The organism is Thiorhodovibrio litoralis, assembly GCF_033954455.1.
Classification (GTDB): Bacteria; Pseudomonadota; Gammaproteobacteria; order Chromatiales; family Chromatiaceae; genus Thiorhodovibrio; species Thiorhodovibrio litoralis.
This window is the reverse complement of record NZ_CP121473.1, coordinates 298,417-315,617: the sequence shown is the minus strand read 5'-3', so window position 1 is coordinate 315,617 and position 17,201 is coordinate 298,417. Positions and strand designations below refer to the sequence as shown.

Here is a 17,201-nt window from a genome sequence, read left to right as displayed (position 1 = left end):
TGGAGCGGTACACTGTCACCATGGTGAAGGCATTATGAGTAGTGAAGCCCATCAGCAGGACGAGCGCGGCGCTAGTGATTGGAAAGCGGAACGCGTGAGCGCCATCGCGCGCACCAGTTTGGTGGCGGCGATCAGCAATGCGCTGCTTGCGGTGGGCAAGATCCTCTGCGGCTGGTTTGGCAATTCCCATGCGTTGATTGCCGACGGGGTGCATTCGGTCTCCGATTTGGCCTCGGACGCGCTGGTCTACTTTGCCGGACGGCACGCCGGGGAGGCACCGGATGCCGAACATCCCTATGGGCACCAGCGGTTCGAGACGGTCGCGACACTGGTGCTTGGTTTCTTCCTGGCGGCGGTGGCGCTTGGCATCGGCTGGGATGCAGTGGAGCGCCTGTTTCAGCCCGAGCAACTGCTGCAGCCGAGTTGGTTGGCGCTGGCTGCTGCCGGGGTCTCAATTTTGGTCAATGAGGCGCTTTTCTGGTACACCCTGGTCTATGCTCGCCGGGTGCGCTCAGACATGCTGCGCGCCAATGCCTGGCATCATCGCAGCGACGCAATTTCATCCATCGTAGTGCTGATCGGCATCGCCGGCACCCTGGCGGGCTTGAGCTATCTGGACGCCATCGCTTCGGTGCTGGTAGCGGTGATGATTGCCAAGATTTCCTGGGATCTGGGCAAGGAGGCGGTTGGCGAGCTGGTCGATGCTGGCCTGGAACCGGCGCGCGTGCGCGAGATTCGCCAAGCCATTGCCGGACTTGCCGATGTGCGCGACTTGCACATGCTGCGCACCCGCACCCACGGTGGTCAGGCCAGCGCTGACGTCCATATACTGGTCGATCCCTACATCAGCGTCTCGGAAGGGCACATGATCACCGTGCTGGTGGAGCAGCGGTTGAAGGCCGGCTTCGACGAGATCAACGAGGTCATCGTCCATATCGACCCGGAAGATGACGAAGCCCGCCCGGTCAGGGCCGACCTGCCATTGCGTGCCGAGGCGCTGCAGAAGCTCGAGCAGCTCTGCGCCGGGATTCCGCAATTCGCCGAGCGCCGCCGGGTGCTGCTGCATTACCTGCACGGCGCGCTTGAGGTCGAGATTCTGCTGCCGCTTGGGCTCTCGACCGATCCGGGAAGCGAGCCAGAGAAGCTCGCGAGTCACATCCGGCACGCGATCACCAAAGACCCGGTGTTCCGCCACGCGCGGGTTTACTTTGGCTGATGCCTTGACCGCCGGGCGCGCAAACGCTGTTCTCGGTCTGATGCGTTTGGTCTGATGCACCCGTGCTGCTCGCCAGCAGCATGCACGAACGTGGTGCGCTGAGCGCTTCACTTGCACAGCACTGGTGCGTAGCCGCATTCAAAAAGAGCGCAACGCTCTGTCCTGATGCTGCTTCTCTGCCTGCGTCCTTATGGCATGATCTCTGCTTTCCGCTGTGCCAGCCGTTGGCATTTACCCTCACTCAAAATCCAACTGATCTGCATCCAACTGATCTGCAATGGCAGACCAAAATTCCGCTCACCCGAATGGAGAATTGCTAGATGTCCGCAAAGGTAATGAAACTGATCAAAGACGAGGACGTGAAGTTCGTCGACCTGCGCTTCACCGACAGCCGTGGCAAGGAGCAGCATGTCTCGATGCCAGCGTCCATGGTTAACGATAGCCTGTTCCAGGACGGCAAGATGTTCGACGGCTCCTCAATCGCCGGCTGGAAAGGCATCGAGGCCTCGGATATGGTGCTGATGCCAGAGGCTGACACGGCGGTGATGGACCCCTTCACCGACGAAAAAACCATGATCATCCGCTGCGACATTCTCGAGCCCGCCACCATGCAGGGCTATGAGCGCGACCCACGCTCGGTCGCCAAGCGGGCTGAGGCGTATCTCAAGTCCACCGGCATTGCCGACACGGCTTTCTTTGGTCCAGAGCCTGAGTTCTTCGTGCTCGACGACGTGCGCTGGGGTGCCAGCATCAGCGGCGCCTTTTACAAAGTTGACTCCGAGGAAGCGCAGTGGAACTCAGAGCGCGTGTTCGAGGATGGCAACATGGGCCATCGCCCGGGCCTCAAGGGTGGCTACTTCCCGGTTCCTCCCGTTGACTCGCTGCACGACCTGCGCTCCGCCATGTGTCTGGCGATGGAAGAGATGGGGCTGAAGGTCGAGGTGCACCACCACGAAGTGGCCACCGCAGGTCAGTGTGAGATCGGCACCGTGTTTGACACCCTGGTCAAGCGTGCTGACATGAATCAGATTCTCAAATACTGCGTGCACAACGTGGCGCACTCCTACGGCAAAACAGCCACCTTCATGCCCAAGCCGCTGGTCGGTGACAACGGCAATGGCATGCACGTGCATCAGTCCCTGGGCAAGGGCGGGCAGAATATTTTCAGTGGCGACAAGTACGCTGGCCTGTCTGAGAACGCGCTCTATTACATCGGCGGCATCATCAAGCATGCGCGTGCGCTGAATGCGTTCACCAATTCCTCCACCAACTCCTATAAGCGTCTGGTGCCGGGTTTCGAGGCGCCGGTCATGCTGGCTTACTCGGCTCGCAACCGTTCGGCCTCGGTGCGCATCCCCCATGATGCCAACCCCAAGGCCGCGCGTATCGAGGTGCGCTTCCCGGACAGCACGGGTAACCCCTATCTGTCCTTCGCGGCCATGATGATGGCCGGCCTCGACGGTATCCAGAACAAGATCCATCCGGGCGACCCGATGGACAAGGACCTCTACGACCTGCCGCCGGAGGAGGAAAAGACCATTCCGCAAGTGTGCTATTCGCTCGACCAGGCACTCGACGAACTCGACAAGGATCGCGAGTTCCTGACCGCCGGCGGTGTCTTCACCGACGACGTCATCGACGGCTACATCGCACTCAAGATGGATGAAGTCACGCGCCTTCGCATGACCACCCATCCGGTGGAGTTCGACCTCTACTACAGCTGCTGATACAGCTGCCGGGGCCGCGAGCCTCGCGGAGTGCCGGTTGGCGCTCCGCGAACCACGGCAGCCAAGTCAGCCCGCGCGCCGGAGCAACCGGCCGCGGGTTTTTTTTGCCACCACCCCGGAGCACCGCCACCAACGTTGTCGCCGCGGGATATCTGCACTAACATTCTGGATATCCAATCATCGCCGCTGGGTGCATCGCCATGCCGACGCTTTCTGCCATCCCCACCGACCGCCGCGCCGACCATCCTCGGGCAGAGCCTGGGCTTTTTCCGAGATCCGCGCTCTCCCGCAGGTTCTGGATACCGCGCCTGCTACTCACCTGTGTGGTGCTGAGCTTCCCAGCCTGGTGCGGCGCCCAAGCCTACAAGGGAGTCGATGCCGAGGGACGTGTCATCTATTCCGATCAGCCATTGCCGGATGCTGAAGCCATCCCGCTGCCACGCCGCTCCTCAGGCGAAAACGCCGGGCAGGAGACGGGGGAAGATGCTGGGCAGCAAGGCGCCATGCTCGGCCCTTACGAGCAGTTCGCCGTGGTGGCGCCGTCCGCGGGCGAGACCCTGGAATCCGCCGAAGGCAAGGTACAGGTCAGCCTGATGCTGAGCCCGCCGCTCGAGACCGAGCACAAGCTCGCGGTGCAAGTCGACGGAACGCCGGTTGATGGTCTCAACGGGCGCACGCAATTTCAGCTACAGGGCCTGCCTCCCGGCAGCCATCAGGTCCAGGCACAGATTCTCGATCCAACGGGCGCGGTTCTGGCGCAGACAGCGCTTTTGTCATTCAACCTGCTGACCACCCCGACCCCGGCAGATCAGCCCTGATCATGCCGAGCCGCGCTAGCAGGGTCATTCACCCTGGCAGCGCCCGCACATTTTTGGTGCGAATTCTCGCCGTTGACGTTGCGCCCTGCCCCGTCGGTCAACGCAAACAGCGCTGCGCTGCAAGCACTCATGCGGATTCAGGCCGGCTGGCCTGGTTATTGCTAACTACCTCAGGGTGTCCGTGGCCCTAAGCCGTGGCTTGAATCCAAGGTGCCAGCTTCTACTCGCTTCTGCCAGGCTCACCGCGGACCGCCTCAGCGATTAACCGGCATGCTTGCAACAGATGCCGTGCGTGCAAAGTGGAAGATTCCTCCCACCATGAAGAAGCCAGCCTCTGTGGCCACACGTGTGGACCCGCGCATTGCCGAGCGGGTGCTCGACAATATGACCGCGGCCATGCTGCTGTTCGACCGCGATTTGTATCTGCGCTATATCAACCCGGCGGGAGAAACCCTGTTGTCTGTCAGTGCCAATGCCGTGCTTGGCGTTCCCGCCGGCGACCTGGTGCCCTGCCCGTCGGAACCGGTGGAACAGCGTCTGCGCGATACCCTGCAGACGCGCCATCCCTACACCGAGCGCGAAGTCGAGCTGACCCGCCCTGATGGACAACTAATCCGCGTCAATTGCACTGTCCTGCCATTGCATCAGGAAGACGGGCGCAATGATTTGTTGATGGAGCTTTACCAGGTCGACCGCCAGATCCGCATCACCCGCGAAGAGCACCTGCTTGCGCAGCACCGGGCGAGCCAGGCGCTGCTGCGCGGGCTTGCGCACGAAATCAAAAACCCGCTCGGTGGGCTGCGCGGAGCCGCGCAACTGCTCGAGCGTGAACTGCCGAACACCGATCTGCGTGAATACACCCGCATCATCATCGACGAGGCCGACCGCCTTCAAAATCTGCTCAACCGCATGCTCGGGCCCAATCAGCTGCCCCAGGTCAGCCATGTCAACATTCATCATGTGCTTGAGCATGTGCGCGGACTGATCACAGCCGAGTTTCCGCAGGGCCCCAGTCTGGTCCGCGACTATGACCCGAGCATTCCGGATTTCGAAGCCGACAGCGAGCGGTTGATCCAAGCCTTGCTCAACATCGTGCGCAATGGTGCCGAAGCCGCCGGGGAGAAAGGACAACTGACCTTGCGCACCCGCGTGCTGCGGCAATTCACCATCGGCAATCTGCGCCACCGTCTGGTGCTGTCAGTCGAGATCGAGGACAACGGCCCGGGCATTCCAGAAAGCCTGCAGGATCGAATTTTCTTCCCCATGGTGTCCGGCCGCTCCGGCGGCACCGGGCTTGGCCTGCCGATTGCGCAGGAGTTGATCAACCAGCATGACGGGTTGATCGAATGCGAGAGCCGGCCGCACAAAACCCAATTCTTCGTTTACTTACCATTAAGACATGCTGATGAACAGGCCGCCTCGGATCTGGGTGATTGATGACGACCGTTCCATCCGCTGGGTGCTCGAGCGCGCCCTGCGCCAGGAGCACATGGATGTAACCAGTTTTTCCAACGGTGTGGGGGTGATGGACAACCTCGAGCGCGAGCGCCCGGATGTAATTCTCTCGGATATCCGCATGCCCGGAATCGACGGGCTGGAGCTGCTGCGCCAGATCAACGCCAAGCATCCGGGGCTGCCGGTCATCATCATGACCGCCCATTCGGATTTAGACAGCGCGGTTTCATCCTTCGACAGCGGTGCCTTCGAGTACCTACCCAAGCCGTTTGATATCGACGATGCCATCGACCAAGTGCGCCGCGCCTGTCGCTGCCAGGAGGATGCTGACGGCGCAGTGGAGATGCTCGACCAAGCTCCTGAAATCATCGGCGAAGCCGCCTCGATGCAGGAAGTCTTTCGCGCCATCGGCCGGCTGGCGAAATCCAATATCACGGTGCTGATCAATGGCGAATCCGGCACCGGCAAGGAGTTGGTCGCACGCGCATTGCATCGGCACAGCCCACGTTCGGGCGCGCCCTTTATCGCCCTGAACATGGCCGCCATTCCGCGCGACCTGATGGAATCCGAGCTGTTCGGTCATGAGCGTGGCGCCTTCACCGGCGCGCAGACAAGGCGTGAAGGACGCTTCGAGCAGGCCGATGGCGGCACGCTGTTTCTGGATGAAATCGGCGACATGCCGGCCGAGCTGCAAACCCGCTTGCTGCGCGTACTGGCCGATGGTGAGTTTTACCGAGTTGGCGGCCTTGCGCCCATCAAGGTCGACGTGCGCATCATCGCCGCGACCCACCAGAACCTGCATGACCTGGTGCGTCGCGGGAGTTTTCGCGAGGATCTGTTCCACCGCCTCAATGTCATCCGCATTCATCTGCCCGCGCTGCGCGAGCGGCGCGAGGATATTGCCCTGCTGATGCGCGCCTTTCTCGCTCAGGCCGCGCGCGAGCTCAATTGCGAGCCCAAGGTGCTGGCCAATGACGCCACCGAGCGGCTTGAGAATCTGGACTGGCCAGGCAATGTCCGCCAGCTCGAGAACACCGCCCGCTGGCTGACGGTGATGGCCTCGACCAAGGAGATTCATGTCGAGGACCTGCCACCGGACCTGGGCGCGACCGAGACCCGCGCCCCATCGCAGGACGGCTCTTGGGAGGGAGCTTTGCGCAACTGGGCCAAACGCATGCTGCGCAACGGCCAGCAGAACCTGTTGGAATCCGCCCTGCCGGCTTTTGAGCGCGTGATGATCGATGTCGCGCTCGAGTTCACCGGCGGCCGCCGTCAGGAAGCCGCGCGCCTGCTCGGCTGGGGGCGCAACACCCTGACGCGTAAAATCAAGGAACTCGGCATAGAAAGTCGCGTCGGCGCGACCCCATCCGACTGAGACACGAGCGCTGCGCGACCGGCCTGGTCTTGCTGGCGCTTGAAAATGCGCCGTTCAACCAGACCTTCTCGCCACTGACTGATCAGACAACCGCCCCGAGCCTACCCATCATCCCTGCACTCAGGAAAGCCCCGGGCAGGCAAAGCGGCGAGCACAGGAGTATCCCGTTGGACGCAAGCAGTATCCAGATTGCCGGCTCGGAATTTGCCGGCGCTTCTTGGGAGCAAGGCAGCTTCCACCTTCGCTTCACCCGCGCACTTATCGTCAAGACCATGACCGGCTCGCTCGAGCAGACCCTGTGGTGGCAGGCGGGAGAATTGGTCATTAACAGCGTGGAGCAGATAGAAGGAGAGCTACCGGATGGCCCTGGCGTCTGCGAAACCGCCGATATCGACGACAACCAATATACCTATCGAAACATGATCCCGATTCCGCTTGAGAGTCGCGGCAGGATTCGCCTCGAGCTGCATATCCGGGATCGCGCAGAACCCCTGATTATCAGCGGGGAGACCATCGCACTCACGCTGCGCGATACCCCCAAGTACATTGAGCACATCCGGCCGGCCGCCTAGTGCCGGTAAAAGTCCTGGCGCCAAACGGGATCAGCGACCCCGCCTGCAGCGCCTAAGCAAGCGATGAACGACGGCGATTAGCGTTTGGAGCCGACGATTTCGTGCGCCAGGTCAACCACGCGGTTGGCCATGTCGTTGTACTCATGGCGGAAATTGGCGAGCAGTCCATCTTTGGATGCCCAGTAGTCCTTGCCCGAGATGCCGTTGTCATGCTCGTGGTCGATGAACTGCTTCTGCATGACCAGCATTTTATCGATCAGCTCCTGTTTTTCTTTCTTCAAAGCAGCAACGTCGGCCATAGTTCAGCTCCTGAGGATGTAGTGCGGAAGGGGTGCGGATGCAGCACGCGGCAGGAGGCGCCGGATGCTGAACCTGTAAACCGGATTGATGTCGTGCGCGGCGGCTGCAAGATCGCGTTATGCCGACATTTCCGGGCATGTTAGAAAGGAATAATATAGCACAGCCGTCTGATATTGGGTCAAGCTGCCAGCAGCGGCTTCACATCCGCGTCACAACGAACTGGTTCGTCCGCTTAGCCATCCTGGACTGCGTACTTGGATATTCTGCTTTACGAGCCCGAAATTCCGCCGAATACCGGCAATATTATGCGCCTGTGCGTTAATGTCGGGGCCCGCTTGCACCTGATCGAGCCGCTGGGCTTCACGCTTGAGGATCGGCTGCTGCGTCGCGCCGGACTGGACTACCGCGATTGGGCTCAGGTGCAGACTTACCCCTCGCTCCCGGTCTGTCTCGACGCTTTGCAACCGCGGCGGTTGTTCGCGCTCAGCACCCGCGGCGGGCGTTCCTATGCGGAGGTCGACTTTGCTGCCGAGGATGCCCTGCTGTTTGGTCCCGAGACGCGCGGGCTGCCTCAGCAGATACTGGCAGCTCTGCCAGCGGACAGGCGCCTGCGAATTCCGATGCGCCCTGGCAACCGCAGCTTGAATCTTTCCAACGCTGTGGCGGTCGTCGCCTACGAGGCTTGGCGGCAGCTCAAATTCGCACATGGCGGGTGAGCGCAATCCCCAAGACCGCAGTGCTTGCCGTTCCTCTGGCGGCATTGCCACGGGAGCCTGGCACGCAAGCATCCCCCAACAAGGCGTTCGCGCGTTGCAGTCCAGCCATCCCGTGCGCGGACCAGCGGTAGCTCCAGCAGCCCCGTCAAAGCCGCGCCAAATCACCAGCGCTCGGGCCAGCCAGAGCAGTTGGCGGCAGAATACAAAAAAGGCCCGATCATGGGGACCATGACCGGGCCTTTTGTTTGAATGGGACGCGGATGGGCCCACCGGAACCACCCGCGCGGAGAGATAATAAGCCCGCCGCTAACGGCGGGCCGCTTCACGCTCTAGTTGAGCCCTCCTGATGCGCTGATGGTACCTGAACTCCCCGAAGTCGGCGAGCTGCCAAGATTGCTGACACCGAAGAGACTGGCAAAGTCACTCAGCGACAACTGCTGTGCGCCGGCCAGGTCGAAGGTGAACAGGTCAGGGCGGCCAAGGAGTTTCAGCTGCTTGTCGCCAATGGTCAGCAGCACGCCATCCGTCGCGAACTGACTGGCATTGACCGTCATACCTGCCGGCAGCGCGATGTTGCTGGTCTGGTTGTCGACGATGGTGACAGACCCCTGCAGTGAGGAGGCTATGTTGTAGGTGTCGTTGCCACCGAAGTCGACATAGCGCAGCATCACGCCTGTTTCGCCAGAGATGCTCGTGGTTTCAGCACCGGCACCGAGCTGCACCACCTTGGTGGGCATGGCACCTGGGTCAGCGACCGCCGGGCCCGCGCTGATAGCAACCTTATCTCCATTGGCATCTGAGGCATCAGGAACTTGCGTCAGGCCGAGGTTGCTGCAGTCGCTGGCGCAGTCGAAGCGGATGGTGGCCACCGTGCCACTGCCGATCAGATTGGCGTTGAGCGCGGTAATCAGGATGCGCAGACTGCCGGACGTCGGCGAGCTGGAATCCAGATTCTTGCCTGAACTCTGGGCCGCGCTGCCTATGGTCACACCGAGGACGGACGCAGCGGACGGGTTGTAATCGACCTCCGTCAGCAGGGTCGCGATCGACAAGCCGCCAGCATCCAATTCCAGATCGACCTCGGCCACGCCGCCGGACAACCGTGGCTCGCTGAACACAAGCCCAGCCATGGCGGAGCTGGCGGCGGCTGCCACTGCATCGGCGGCAAGGCGTTGGCTCGAGCTTACCCGCGAGCGCGGCGCGGCAGCCTGGTTGGCGGCCTGGCCAGCGGTGTAGTTGATGCCAATCAGGGTGATGTCTGAAGCACCCAAAGCAGTCAAGGTATCGTAATCCTCTTTCTGGCACAGGAGTGATGGTGCAACTCCGCTCACCGCAGCAGTCCGTGCAGTGGTGTATTCAGCCAGCTCAACACGGCCACTGCAGTTGCAGTCACCGAGAAGATTGCCGCAACGCAAGCGCACAATTTTGCTGCCGGTGCGACCAGACAGAATGGTGCTGCGGCCATTATTTGTCACTGCCGGTGCGTTTTGCTCGATCTGCACCGTGGCCATCATGGAGTCGACGTCGTCAGTGACCAAGATGGGGTTGGCCGGTGCAAATTTGAGCGTCGCGATGTCCGTATTTCCAGCAGCACCGAAGGTGATGGCGGAGCCTCCTCCAAATTGTTGGATTTCCAGCTCGAGAACTCCGGTCGCCGGCGTATTCTTCACGCGCCATTCAAAACTGCCTGCACCAGCAAGCGGACCTGTAACCGCAACGCCCCATTCTACTCCGTTGCCGAGCGGATTAGCCGCAGTATTGGTACCGCTATCCTCAAAGGCGCCGTCGCCAAGTTTCAGCACATCCGGGTCGTAGTAGATCTTGGTGCTGAAGGAGACAATGGCCTCGGAGCCGGTTGGTGCGCTAAAGGTGAGCGGGAAGTCCAAAGTGGTCCCAAAGTTGAGCTCGTCAGTCACGCCAACCAAGCCACTCGGCGATACCTCGTTAAGATTGCAGCCGAGCACCAACTCGGGGAATAGACGATCTTCGTCCAAGCCGTTGATGTAGGCGGTGAAGGTATCGATACCGCCTGCCAGGTCGGGCTGATCCACGGACGGCGCCACGCCGCTCGGCGGGAAGAAACCGGCCGCGACGCTTTCGGTTTCACCGGCGATGAAAACCTCATTTTGGTAGGCAGGGGTTGTGTCCGCCGTCGTGTCATAGTCAGCAGGGCGGGTTCTTAGGCGAATGAAGCGATCCGCCTCGGGACCACCGAAGAAGGTGGAGTAATAGATGCTCTGCCCGCAGGGACCGAGCTTGGTCAGAAAAGCATCGCCATTGCCGGCATTGAAATTCTGAATGGTTTGCGTGGGATCGAACAAGAAGGGAATGTTCCCCACATCCTCGAACGGGAAGACGTTGGAGCCGGTTTCGCCGCCAAGGTAGATATCGAGCTCATCCAATTTGAGTGGGACACCTGGAGTAGGTGTAGTAGTAGCAGTGTCCTGCATCTGGTCCACGGCCACCGAGTAGGCATAGTCCTCGCCTCGGCCACCAAGGTAGGTGGAGAAGTGCAGGAAGGTGCCGGTCCAGTCGAGCTTGGTCAGGGTGGCGTCGACTTCCTCGCCGTCATTGACTTCATCGACTGCGTTCATCAGTGGGAAGTCGGTGGAGTCGGTATAGCCGCTGATCAGGTAGTGGAACAGGTCGGGGTCGGTGGTCGGCACGCGCACCATGTCGGTCAATGTGTCATCGCCGCTGCCGCCGATGAAGGTACCGAAGATCAGGTTGTCACCGCCGCGTTCGAGGCGCGCAACGAACATATCAATGCCGCCGCTATTGGCGTCGCTGATGGAGAGGTCGGTGACCGGGAATTGCTCCGATTCGGTATTGCCGGCGAGGTAGACATCCTCATTCTCGGCGATCTCGATGACATCGATGCTGTCATTCCCGTCGCCGCCAAAGTAGGTGGCATTCTCGATCAGGTAGCCGTCTGACTTCATGCGCAGCACAAAACCCGTGGTGCCGCCGAAGTCCTCGGAGAAGGCATAAAGAGCGTTGCGCAGCGGCAGGTCCTCTGACTCGGTGATGCCGGCGATGTAGATTTTGTTCGGCGAGCCCCCTCCATTGGGGTCGATCGCGATGGCATTGCCGGCATCGTCCTCGGTGCCGCCATAGTAGGTGGAGAAGCTCAGATTGTCGCCGCTCAGCGCAAGTCTGGCGACAAAGGCATCGGTACCGCCAATCAGCAGCGGGTAAATGGCATTGGAGGTCGCGAAGTTTTCCGAGTCTGTTACGCCGGTCAGGTAGATGGCGTCATAACTTGGGTCAATCGGGGTGACCTCTTTGGTGGCGACCTTTTCATTAGTCGAGCTGAATTGCGACAAGGTACCAGCGGCGATGGGACCGCCAGCCGCCTTCCAGTCGAGCTGTAGCTCAGGAGTGGCATCCGTGTTTTTCGAGATCGTGAAAGGCGCGAATGGATAGCCGGGATCTGCTTTGAGTGCCGCGATTAATGCATCAAGATCCGCGCTGCTCAGGCTTGCGGCGGTCAAGGTCATCCCATCGGCCGTTAGGCGGTAGCTGTCTGTTGTAGTCAGACCAACATTCGTCAAAGTAACGCTTTGTTGCGCAGGAGTGGTTGCATTACCTGCTGTATCCTGAGTTAGGTTGTCGACGCTTCCTCCACTCACTAAAGTCGCCAAAGCGTCCGAAGTAGGTGTTGCTGTCCACTCGAGCCTGATCTCGTCCGCTGTTGTCGTGATCGTGACATCGGTCCAAGTGGGGGTGGCAGCGAAATCGAGACCGGTGCCATCAGCTGCGGTTGCAGTTACGGTGTCGCTTTTTCCATTAGCTGTTAATGTGTAACCTGTGCCGTTGACCACAAAGCCAGTGATATCAATTACTTGCACCATGAAAGGGGCGACGGTGCCGGATGAGTCATAAACGGCGAAATCGCGCACTTCATCGTCGCCGTCGCCGGCGAGTATCGTTGCCCAAGCAAGGGCGCCGTCCACACCGACTTTGTAGATGAAGCCGTCGGTGCCAGCCTGAGTACCAACAAGCTCGTCGGGCGTCAGGATGTTAGTATCATCCACGGGTAATGCGAAGCCATTGGATTCGGTATAGCCAGCAACGAAGCTTTCGCCATCTTCATTCACCCACATGGAGGTGACGATGTCATCGCCGCCGCCGCCGCCGTAGGAGAAGAAGTTCAGCGTCGGGTCGATCACCAGCTCGCGCGAGCGATCATAGGAGGCGATCTCGAAGCCATAGGCGGGCGCGCTCTTGCTCGGGCCTTCTTGCGCGGCGGCTTGGATCAGCTTGAACTGACCGGAAACCCGCTCACGCTGGCCGTCGGCTTCCTGATAAATTACCGGAGCACTTTGACTGATTTGCTCGCCATCGGGCAGGGTGATCAGCAGTTCGCCGTCTTCACTGACGGCGAGGGCTTGGGCACCTTCGAGCGCGACCTGAATCCTGGCCGGGTCGGCACCGGGGTGGACGATGAAATCGTAGACCAGGGCCTTGTTCTCGGAGCGGAAGACCATGTCCACGCCGTCGAAGATGCCTTGGTAGGTCAGCTGGCCATAGCTTGGAATATTGCTATGGGAGTTGGCCTTGTCGCCGCCCTTGAGGAAATTAAAGCGCGCCTGTTGCGGCTCGCCCGGCTGCAGGCCGGCGGACTGTTCAGCAGAGGTGCTGGCAGCCAGGGGCCGCAGCGCCAGTGGCTGGTAGCCATCCGGGCGTTTGATCAGGAGGTCAACACCCTGATCGCGGAATAGTGCCTGGGCACCAGCGGCGCGGGCGCGGTAGCGAATGCCCTCGGGCCACTGGCCCTGGTTGGCGACAAAATAAACCGGCAGCGCAGGCGCGCGCGCCTCCGGAGCTTTCTTGCCCAGTCGGTCGGGGCCAAGTGCCGCCGAGCTGAGACCGGCCACCAAAAAGACCGTGAGCAAGGTCAAAAAGACCTTGAATATTACGTATTTATGTCGTGGCATTCGCTTAGATCCTCAAAAAGTGCGTTTTTCGACACTGCATAGCCGAGTATAGCGGATTTTTCCTGATCGGTTGTGTGACTTTGTTAACAAAAAATTGTTGCCCTCTGCTGTGACGCGGGTACCTGGCTTGGGGAACGGCGCAAGTTTGGACAGGCCAGACCAGTGCGGCTTTCAGGGAGGAGCGCCCTGCGCTTGAGGGATAAAATGCGCCACGCTAATCGGCGCTGGGTTTGGCTGCCGCTGTTCGTGGCTGTTCCGCCTTTCGCCAACACGGGCTAACGGCCAGCTTGGGGCGGGCTTTAGTCGAGCTCGGGCTTGCCGGCGCGCTCGAGCAGTCGGGTAGTGGCTTCTTGCGGGGTGCGGCCTTGGTAGAGCACGGCATGGACTTGCTCGCAGATGGGCATGTCCACCTGGTGACTGGTGGCGAGCTTGTGCACGGCGGTGGCGGTGATGACGCCTTCCACCTCCTGGCCGATGTCGCTCTGGGCTTGTTTGAGGGGGGTGCCGGCGGCCAGCGCCAGGCCGAGGCGACGGTTGCGCGACTGGTTGTCGGTGCAGGTGAGCACCAGATCGCCGAGGCCGGCGAGCCCCATGAAGGTCTCGCGCCGGGCGCCGAGGGCGCAGCCGAGGCGGATCAGTTCGGTCAGGCCGCGGGTGATGAGCGCTGAGCGGGTGTTGGCGCCAAAGCCGAGGCCATCGGCAATGCCGGTGGCGATCGCGAGCACGTTCTTTGCGGCGCCGCCGACCTGCACGCCGATGAGATCATCGTGGTGGTAGGTGCGAAAACGCTGGCCATGAAAGAGCGCCGCGAGCGAGCGCGCATAGCCCTCGCTACTGGCTGCCACTGTGACGGCGGTCGGCAAGCCCTTGGCAACCTCGCCGGCAAAGCTGGGGCCGGACAGCACACCTAGCTCGCGCTGGGGTGACTGCTCACGGATCACTTCATGCAGCAGGCGCCCGCCTTCGGGGTCGAAGCCTTTGGTCGCCCAGCCAATGCCCATGTCCGCGGGCAGCAGCGGGAGCAGTTGGGCAACCACGCTGGCGAAGAACTGGCTGGGTACGACAATCACCACCGCATCAGCATCCGCCCCCGCAGTGGCAAGGTCACTGACTGGCTCCAGCGCTGGCGGCAGCGCAAAGCCGGGCAGAAAATCGCGGTTTTCGCGCGCCTCGGCCATGCGCTCCATCAGCGCGGGTTCATGTCCCCACAGGCGCACCTGATGGCCGTTGCGGCAGAGTTGCAGCGCGAGCGCGGTGCCCCAGGAGCCGGCCCCGATCATTGCCACTGTTGCCATGCTGTCTCCCGTCGGATTGGATCAGGCGCCTTTGGCGGTGAGCTGATCTCGCGTCAGTGCGGCTTGGTGCCGGCGGCGGCCTGCTGCTCGGCGACCTTTTGCGCGTAGACTTGGTCGAAATGGATGTGCTGCAGCACCAGGTGCGGAAAACCGCCCTTGGCGACCAGGTCCGTCACCGTCTGGCGCGCGTAGGGGAAGAGGACGCTCGGCGCATAGACATAGAACAAGGGCGCGAGCTCTTCTTCCTTGAATCCTTTTACGCTCAAGATGCCGGCTTGCTGCAGCTCGACCAGGTAAGCGGTTTTCTCGCCAACCTTTACGGTGACGGTGAGGGTGAGTACCACCTCGAAGGTGTCTTCGACCAGCGGATTCACCTTGATGTCGAATTGCAGCGCGACCTCGGGCTTCCATTCATCGCGAAAGATCTCGGGAACATTGGGCCCTTCGTAGGAGAGGTCCTTGGTGTAGATGGTGCGGATCAGGACCTGATGATCCTGAGCCTGTTGCTGCTCTGGCGCCGCATTTGGCGCCTGCTCTGGGGTGTCTTTCTCAGCCATAGGTAACCTTTTGATCAGTGCTTTTTGCGGGTCAGGGGCAAATTGGCGTTCTGCCAGGCCATGACGCCGCCGCGCAGGTTGTAGACTTCCTCGAAGCCCTGCTTGCGCAGGATGCCGCAGGCCATCTGCGATTGCGAGCCCGAGCGGCAGGAGATCACAACGGGTTTGGTCTTGAATTTTGCCAGGGTGCCGGTCTGGTTGCGGAAGCCATTCATCGGGATGTTGACCGCGTTGATGATATGCCCCTTGGCATAATCCCCGCTTGGGCGCACGTCGATCACCGCGGCTTCACGACGGTTGATCAGATCAGTTGCACCCAAGGGGTCGACCGAGCCCTTGTCGCCGACGATCAGGTTATGGATCAGCAGGGCTGAGATGACGATCAGGGCGAGGAACAGAATCCAGTGGTTGCCGGCAAATTCAACAAGTTGGGCAAGCATGGCAAGTAAATATTACCCTCAGTGGCCGTGGTGACAGAAAACCTCGCGCATCAGGCGGATGAGCTGCAGGGTACGCGAGTCGCTGACGCGATAAAATACCCGATTAGCGTCCTTGCGCGAAGCAAGAATGCCTTTGTCGCGAAGAATTGCCAAATGTTGGGAGATATTGCTTTGTGAGGTGCCGACGTGTTCAACAATATCCTGTACGCTGACTTCCTCATCGCCAAGAATGCACAGAATTTTCAGCCGCAGCGGATGCGACATGGCCTTAAGGGAGCGCGAGGCGCGCTCGATGTCGCCGTCGTCGGTGAGTAGCTCCTCACTGAGTGGGTCGGCTGACGCATCGGCCAAAGGATCAGCCCGCGCAGCCTCTTGCGGCGCATTGGCGGATGGCGGTGGCGCGCCGGGCGTTGCGAACGGCTGTTTTGAATCGGATGCCATGACTCATGATCAAAAGATGATCGAATGCTGATTGACATAGGGATGATAAGCTTTTTCTCGCATCTGGCAAGCAAAAACCCACGCGCGGTGGTTTCGGCTGGCGCTGCGGTACGACAAAATCGCACGTTTTGGATGAGACTGGCCCTGTGGGCGGCGCTGGCGTCAACTCTGCTGTCAACTTTTGCGCCGCGGCTAGCCTGGTCCGTTACCCAGGGCGAGCCAGGGCTGGATGCAGCGGGAGCGGCGGACGCAGGGTCAGGCGACTCGCAAAGCCTGTCGTCGATCGAGCAGCAGGTGGAGGTGCTCGAGCGCGATCTGCGTGAGCGCGAGGCCCGCCGTGACCAACTCTATGCTGATCTCGAGCTAACCGAGCGCGATATCTCGGCCCTTGCGCTGGGCGGGCGGCAGCTCGGTGCCATGGTGGATGAGCAACGCCAGGCGCTGGCTGAGCTGCGCGTGCGCCAGGAGACGGTGCGCTTGGAGCTGGACGCCGAGCGCGCGGTGCTGGCCGAGCTGTTGCGCTCCGCGCATGCGATGGGCCGCGGTGATCGGCTGCGCATGGTGCTCAATCAGGAGGACGTCACCCGCAGCGGGCGCCTGTTCGGCTACTACCGCGCCCTTGGCCAAAGGCGCGCGCGCCAGATCGCGCGGGTCGATCAACAAGCCAAACGGCTCAAGGGACTGAGTCAGCAAACCGCCGCTGAGGCCGAGCGCCTCGCCGAGCTCGCCCGACGCCAGGAGGAAACGCGCCAGCGGCTGCATGCGGCCCAGGAGGAGCGCTCGTTGATCGTCGCCAACCTGGAGCGCACCATTGCCGCCGGTCGTGATCGGGTCGAAGGCCTGCGCGAGAATGCCGCGCAGCTGCGCGCGCTGGCCACTGAGCTCAGCCGCCAGAGTGAGATTCGCGATGTGCTTGACCTTGACCGGGAGAGCCTCGCCGCTCGGCGCGGTGCCTTGCACTGGCCGGTGCGCGGCGCGCGCGTGCTAACCAGTTTTCGCCCGCGCGCAACCGGCGACCTGCATGGGGACGGCGTGCTGCTCTCGGCAACGCCGGGCGAGGATGTACATGCCGTGCATGGCGGGCAGGTAGTCTATGCTGACTGGCTGCGCGGTTTCGGGCTGCTGCTGGTCATCGACCACCACGATGGCTACATGACCATTTACGGGCATAATCAAAGCCTGCTGAAGGAACCCGGGGAATGGGTCGGGGCCGGCGAGACCATCGCACTGGCTGGGGCTAGCGGCGGTGGCGACCGCGATGGGCTCTATTTCGCGCTGCGCCACCAGGGCAGACCGCTCGACCCGCGCCTTTGGTGCTCTGATGGCATTCGCTAGGTGCCATTCGCTAG

The 17,201-nt window shown here is 61.3% G+C and carries 14 protein-coding genes; 8 read left to right on the top strand and 6 right to left on the bottom strand.

Annotation, left to right across the window (positions count from 1 at the left end; all coding sequences use genetic code 11):
• Positions 1 to 34: 34 nt before the first annotated feature.
• From Thiosp_RS01475 to Thiosp_RS01450, 6 genes are all read left to right on the top strand, one after another.
• The gene (locus Thiosp_RS01475) at positions 35 to 1,216 is read left to right on the top strand and encodes a cation diffusion facilitator family transporter (RefSeq protein ID WP_201069066.1); all 1,182 of its coding nucleotides are present in this window, start codon (positions 35 to 37) and stop codon (positions 1,214 to 1,216) included.
• A gap of 320 nt (positions 1,217 to 1,536) precedes the next feature.
• Positions 1,537 to 2,943, top strand: coding sequence for a glutamate--ammonia ligase (glnA, locus tag Thiosp_RS01470; RefSeq protein WP_201069068.1), 1,407 nt, complete (start codon positions 1,537 to 1,539; stop codon positions 2,941 to 2,943).
• Positions 2,944 to 3,143: 200 nt separating this feature from the next.
• On the top strand, positions 3,144 to 3,761 hold the full coding sequence (locus Thiosp_RS01465) for a DUF4124 domain-containing protein (protein WP_201069070.1): 618 nt from the start codon (positions 3,144 to 3,146) through the stop codon (positions 3,759 to 3,761).
• 318 nt (positions 3,762 to 4,079) lie between these two features.
• Positions 4,080 to 5,198, top strand: a complete 1,119-nt coding sequence (gene glnL, locus Thiosp_RS01460) for a nitrogen regulation protein NR(II) (RefSeq protein ID WP_201069071.1) — start codon at positions 4,080 to 4,082, stop codon at positions 5,196 to 5,198.
• The gene (gene ntrC, locus Thiosp_RS01455; protein ID WP_201069074.1) at positions 5,167 to 6,591 is read left to right on the top strand and encodes a nitrogen regulation protein NR(I); all 1,425 of its coding nucleotides are present in this window, start codon (positions 5,167 to 5,169) and stop codon (positions 6,589 to 6,591) included. The genes glnL and ntrC overlap by 32 nt, the downstream gene beginning before the upstream one ends.
• Before the next feature lie 167 nt (positions 6,592 to 6,758).
• Positions 6,759 to 7,163: a hypothetical protein gene (locus Thiosp_RS01450; RefSeq protein ID WP_201069076.1), complete on the top strand. Its 405-nt coding sequence runs from the start codon at positions 6,759 to 6,761 to the stop codon at positions 7,161 to 7,163.
• Between the two features lie 77 nt (positions 7,164 to 7,240).
• On the opposite strand, the gene Thiosp_RS01445 is transcribed toward Thiosp_RS01450, so the two are convergent.
• Entirely contained in the window at positions 7,241 to 7,462 is a 222-nt protein-coding gene (locus Thiosp_RS01445) for a hypothetical protein (protein WP_201069078.1), read from the bottom strand.
• Between the two features lie 306 nt (positions 7,463 to 7,768).
• Between Thiosp_RS01445 and Thiosp_RS01440 the strand changes: the two genes are divergently transcribed.
• On the top strand, positions 7,769 to 8,179 hold the full coding sequence (locus Thiosp_RS01440) for a tRNA (cytidine(34)-2'-O)-methyltransferase (RefSeq protein ID WP_242519025.1): 411 nt from the start codon (positions 7,769 to 7,771) through the stop codon (positions 8,177 to 8,179).
• Between the two features lie 329 nt (positions 8,180 to 8,508).
• On the opposite strand, the gene Thiosp_RS01435 is transcribed toward Thiosp_RS01440, so the two are convergent.
• From Thiosp_RS01435 to Thiosp_RS01415, 5 genes are all read right to left on the bottom strand, one after another.
• On the bottom strand, positions 8,509 to 13,119 hold the full coding sequence (locus tag Thiosp_RS01435) for a DUF7948 domain-containing protein (protein WP_201069082.1): 4,611 nt from the start codon (positions 13,117 to 13,119) through the stop codon (positions 8,509 to 8,511).
• Between the two features lie 299 nt (positions 13,120 to 13,418).
• A complete protein-coding gene (locus Thiosp_RS01430) occupies positions 13,419 to 14,414 on the bottom strand; it encodes an NAD(P)H-dependent glycerol-3-phosphate dehydrogenase (protein WP_201069084.1) in 996 nt (331 codons plus the stop codon).
• 53 nt (positions 14,415 to 14,467) lie between these two features.
• A complete protein-coding gene (gene secB / locus Thiosp_RS01425) occupies positions 14,468 to 14,971 on the bottom strand; it encodes a protein-export chaperone SecB (protein WP_201069086.1) in 504 nt (167 codons plus the stop codon).
• A gap of 14 nt (positions 14,972 to 14,985) precedes the next feature.
• Complete coding sequence (locus Thiosp_RS01420; RefSeq protein ID WP_201069088.1) at positions 14,986 to 15,411, bottom strand: rhodanese-like domain-containing protein; 426 nt, start codon at positions 15,409 to 15,411, stop codon at positions 14,986 to 14,988.
• An 18-nt stretch (positions 15,412 to 15,429) separates the two neighbouring features.
• Positions 15,430 to 15,852, bottom strand: coding sequence for an ArsR/SmtB family transcription factor (locus Thiosp_RS01415; protein WP_274607981.1), 423 nt, complete (start codon positions 15,850 to 15,852; stop codon positions 15,430 to 15,432).
• 132 nt (positions 15,853 to 15,984) lie between these two features.
• Here Thiosp_RS01415 and Thiosp_RS01410 point away from each other — a divergent pair, with 132 nt between their 5' ends.
• The gene (locus tag Thiosp_RS01410) at positions 15,985 to 17,187 is read left to right on the top strand and encodes a murein hydrolase activator EnvC family protein (RefSeq protein WP_201069089.1); all 1,203 of its coding nucleotides are present in this window, start codon (positions 15,985 to 15,987) and stop codon (positions 17,185 to 17,187) included.
• Positions 17,188 to 17,201: the final 14 nt, after the last annotated feature.

Bases quoted from the DNA above. Each gene is read 5' to 3' on its own strand.
- Thiosp_RS01445 (WP_201069078.1), bottom strand. From the start codon at position 7,462: ATGGCCGACGTTGCTGCTTTGAAGAAAGAAAAACAGGAGCTGATCGAT.
- Thiosp_RS01475 (WP_201069066.1), top strand. From the start codon at position 35: ATGAGTAGTGAAGCCCATCAGCAGGACGAGCGCGGCGCTAGTGATTGG.
- glnA (WP_201069068.1), top strand. From the start codon at position 1,537: ATGTCCGCAAAGGTAATGAAACTGATCAAAGACGAGGACGTGAAGTTC.
- Thiosp_RS01420 (WP_201069088.1), bottom strand. From the start codon at position 15,411: ATGCTTGCCCAACTTGTTGAATTTGCCGGCAACCACTGGATTCTGTTC.
- Thiosp_RS01435 (WP_201069082.1), bottom strand. From the start codon at position 13,119: ATGCCACGACATAAATACGTAATATTCAAGGTCTTTTTGACCTTGCTC.
- Thiosp_RS01440 (WP_242519025.1), top strand. From the start codon at position 7,769: ATGCGCCTGTGCGTTAATGTCGGGGCCCGCTTGCACCTGATCGAGCCG.
- Thiosp_RS01430 (WP_201069084.1), bottom strand. From the start codon at position 14,414: ATGGCAACAGTGGCAATGATCGGGGCCGGCTCCTGGGGCACCGCGCTC.
- glnL (WP_201069071.1), top strand. From the start codon at position 4,080: ATGAAGAAGCCAGCCTCTGTGGCCACACGTGTGGACCCGCGCATTGCC.
- Thiosp_RS01415 (WP_274607981.1), bottom strand. From the start codon at position 15,852: ATGGCATCCGATTCAAAACAGCCGTTCGCAACGCCCGGCGCGCCACCG.
- Thiosp_RS01410 (WP_201069089.1), top strand. From the start codon at position 15,985: ATGAGACTGGCCCTGTGGGCGGCGCTGGCGTCAACTCTGCTGTCAACT.
- secB (WP_201069086.1), bottom strand. From the start codon at position 14,971: ATGGCTGAGAAAGACACCCCAGAGCAGGCGCCAAATGCGGCGCCAGAG.
- Thiosp_RS01465 (WP_201069070.1), top strand. From the start codon at position 3,144: ATGCCGACGCTTTCTGCCATCCCCACCGACCGCCGCGCCGACCATCCT.
- ntrC (WP_201069074.1), top strand. From the start codon at position 5,167: ATGAACAGGCCGCCTCGGATCTGGGTGATTGATGACGACCGTTCCATC.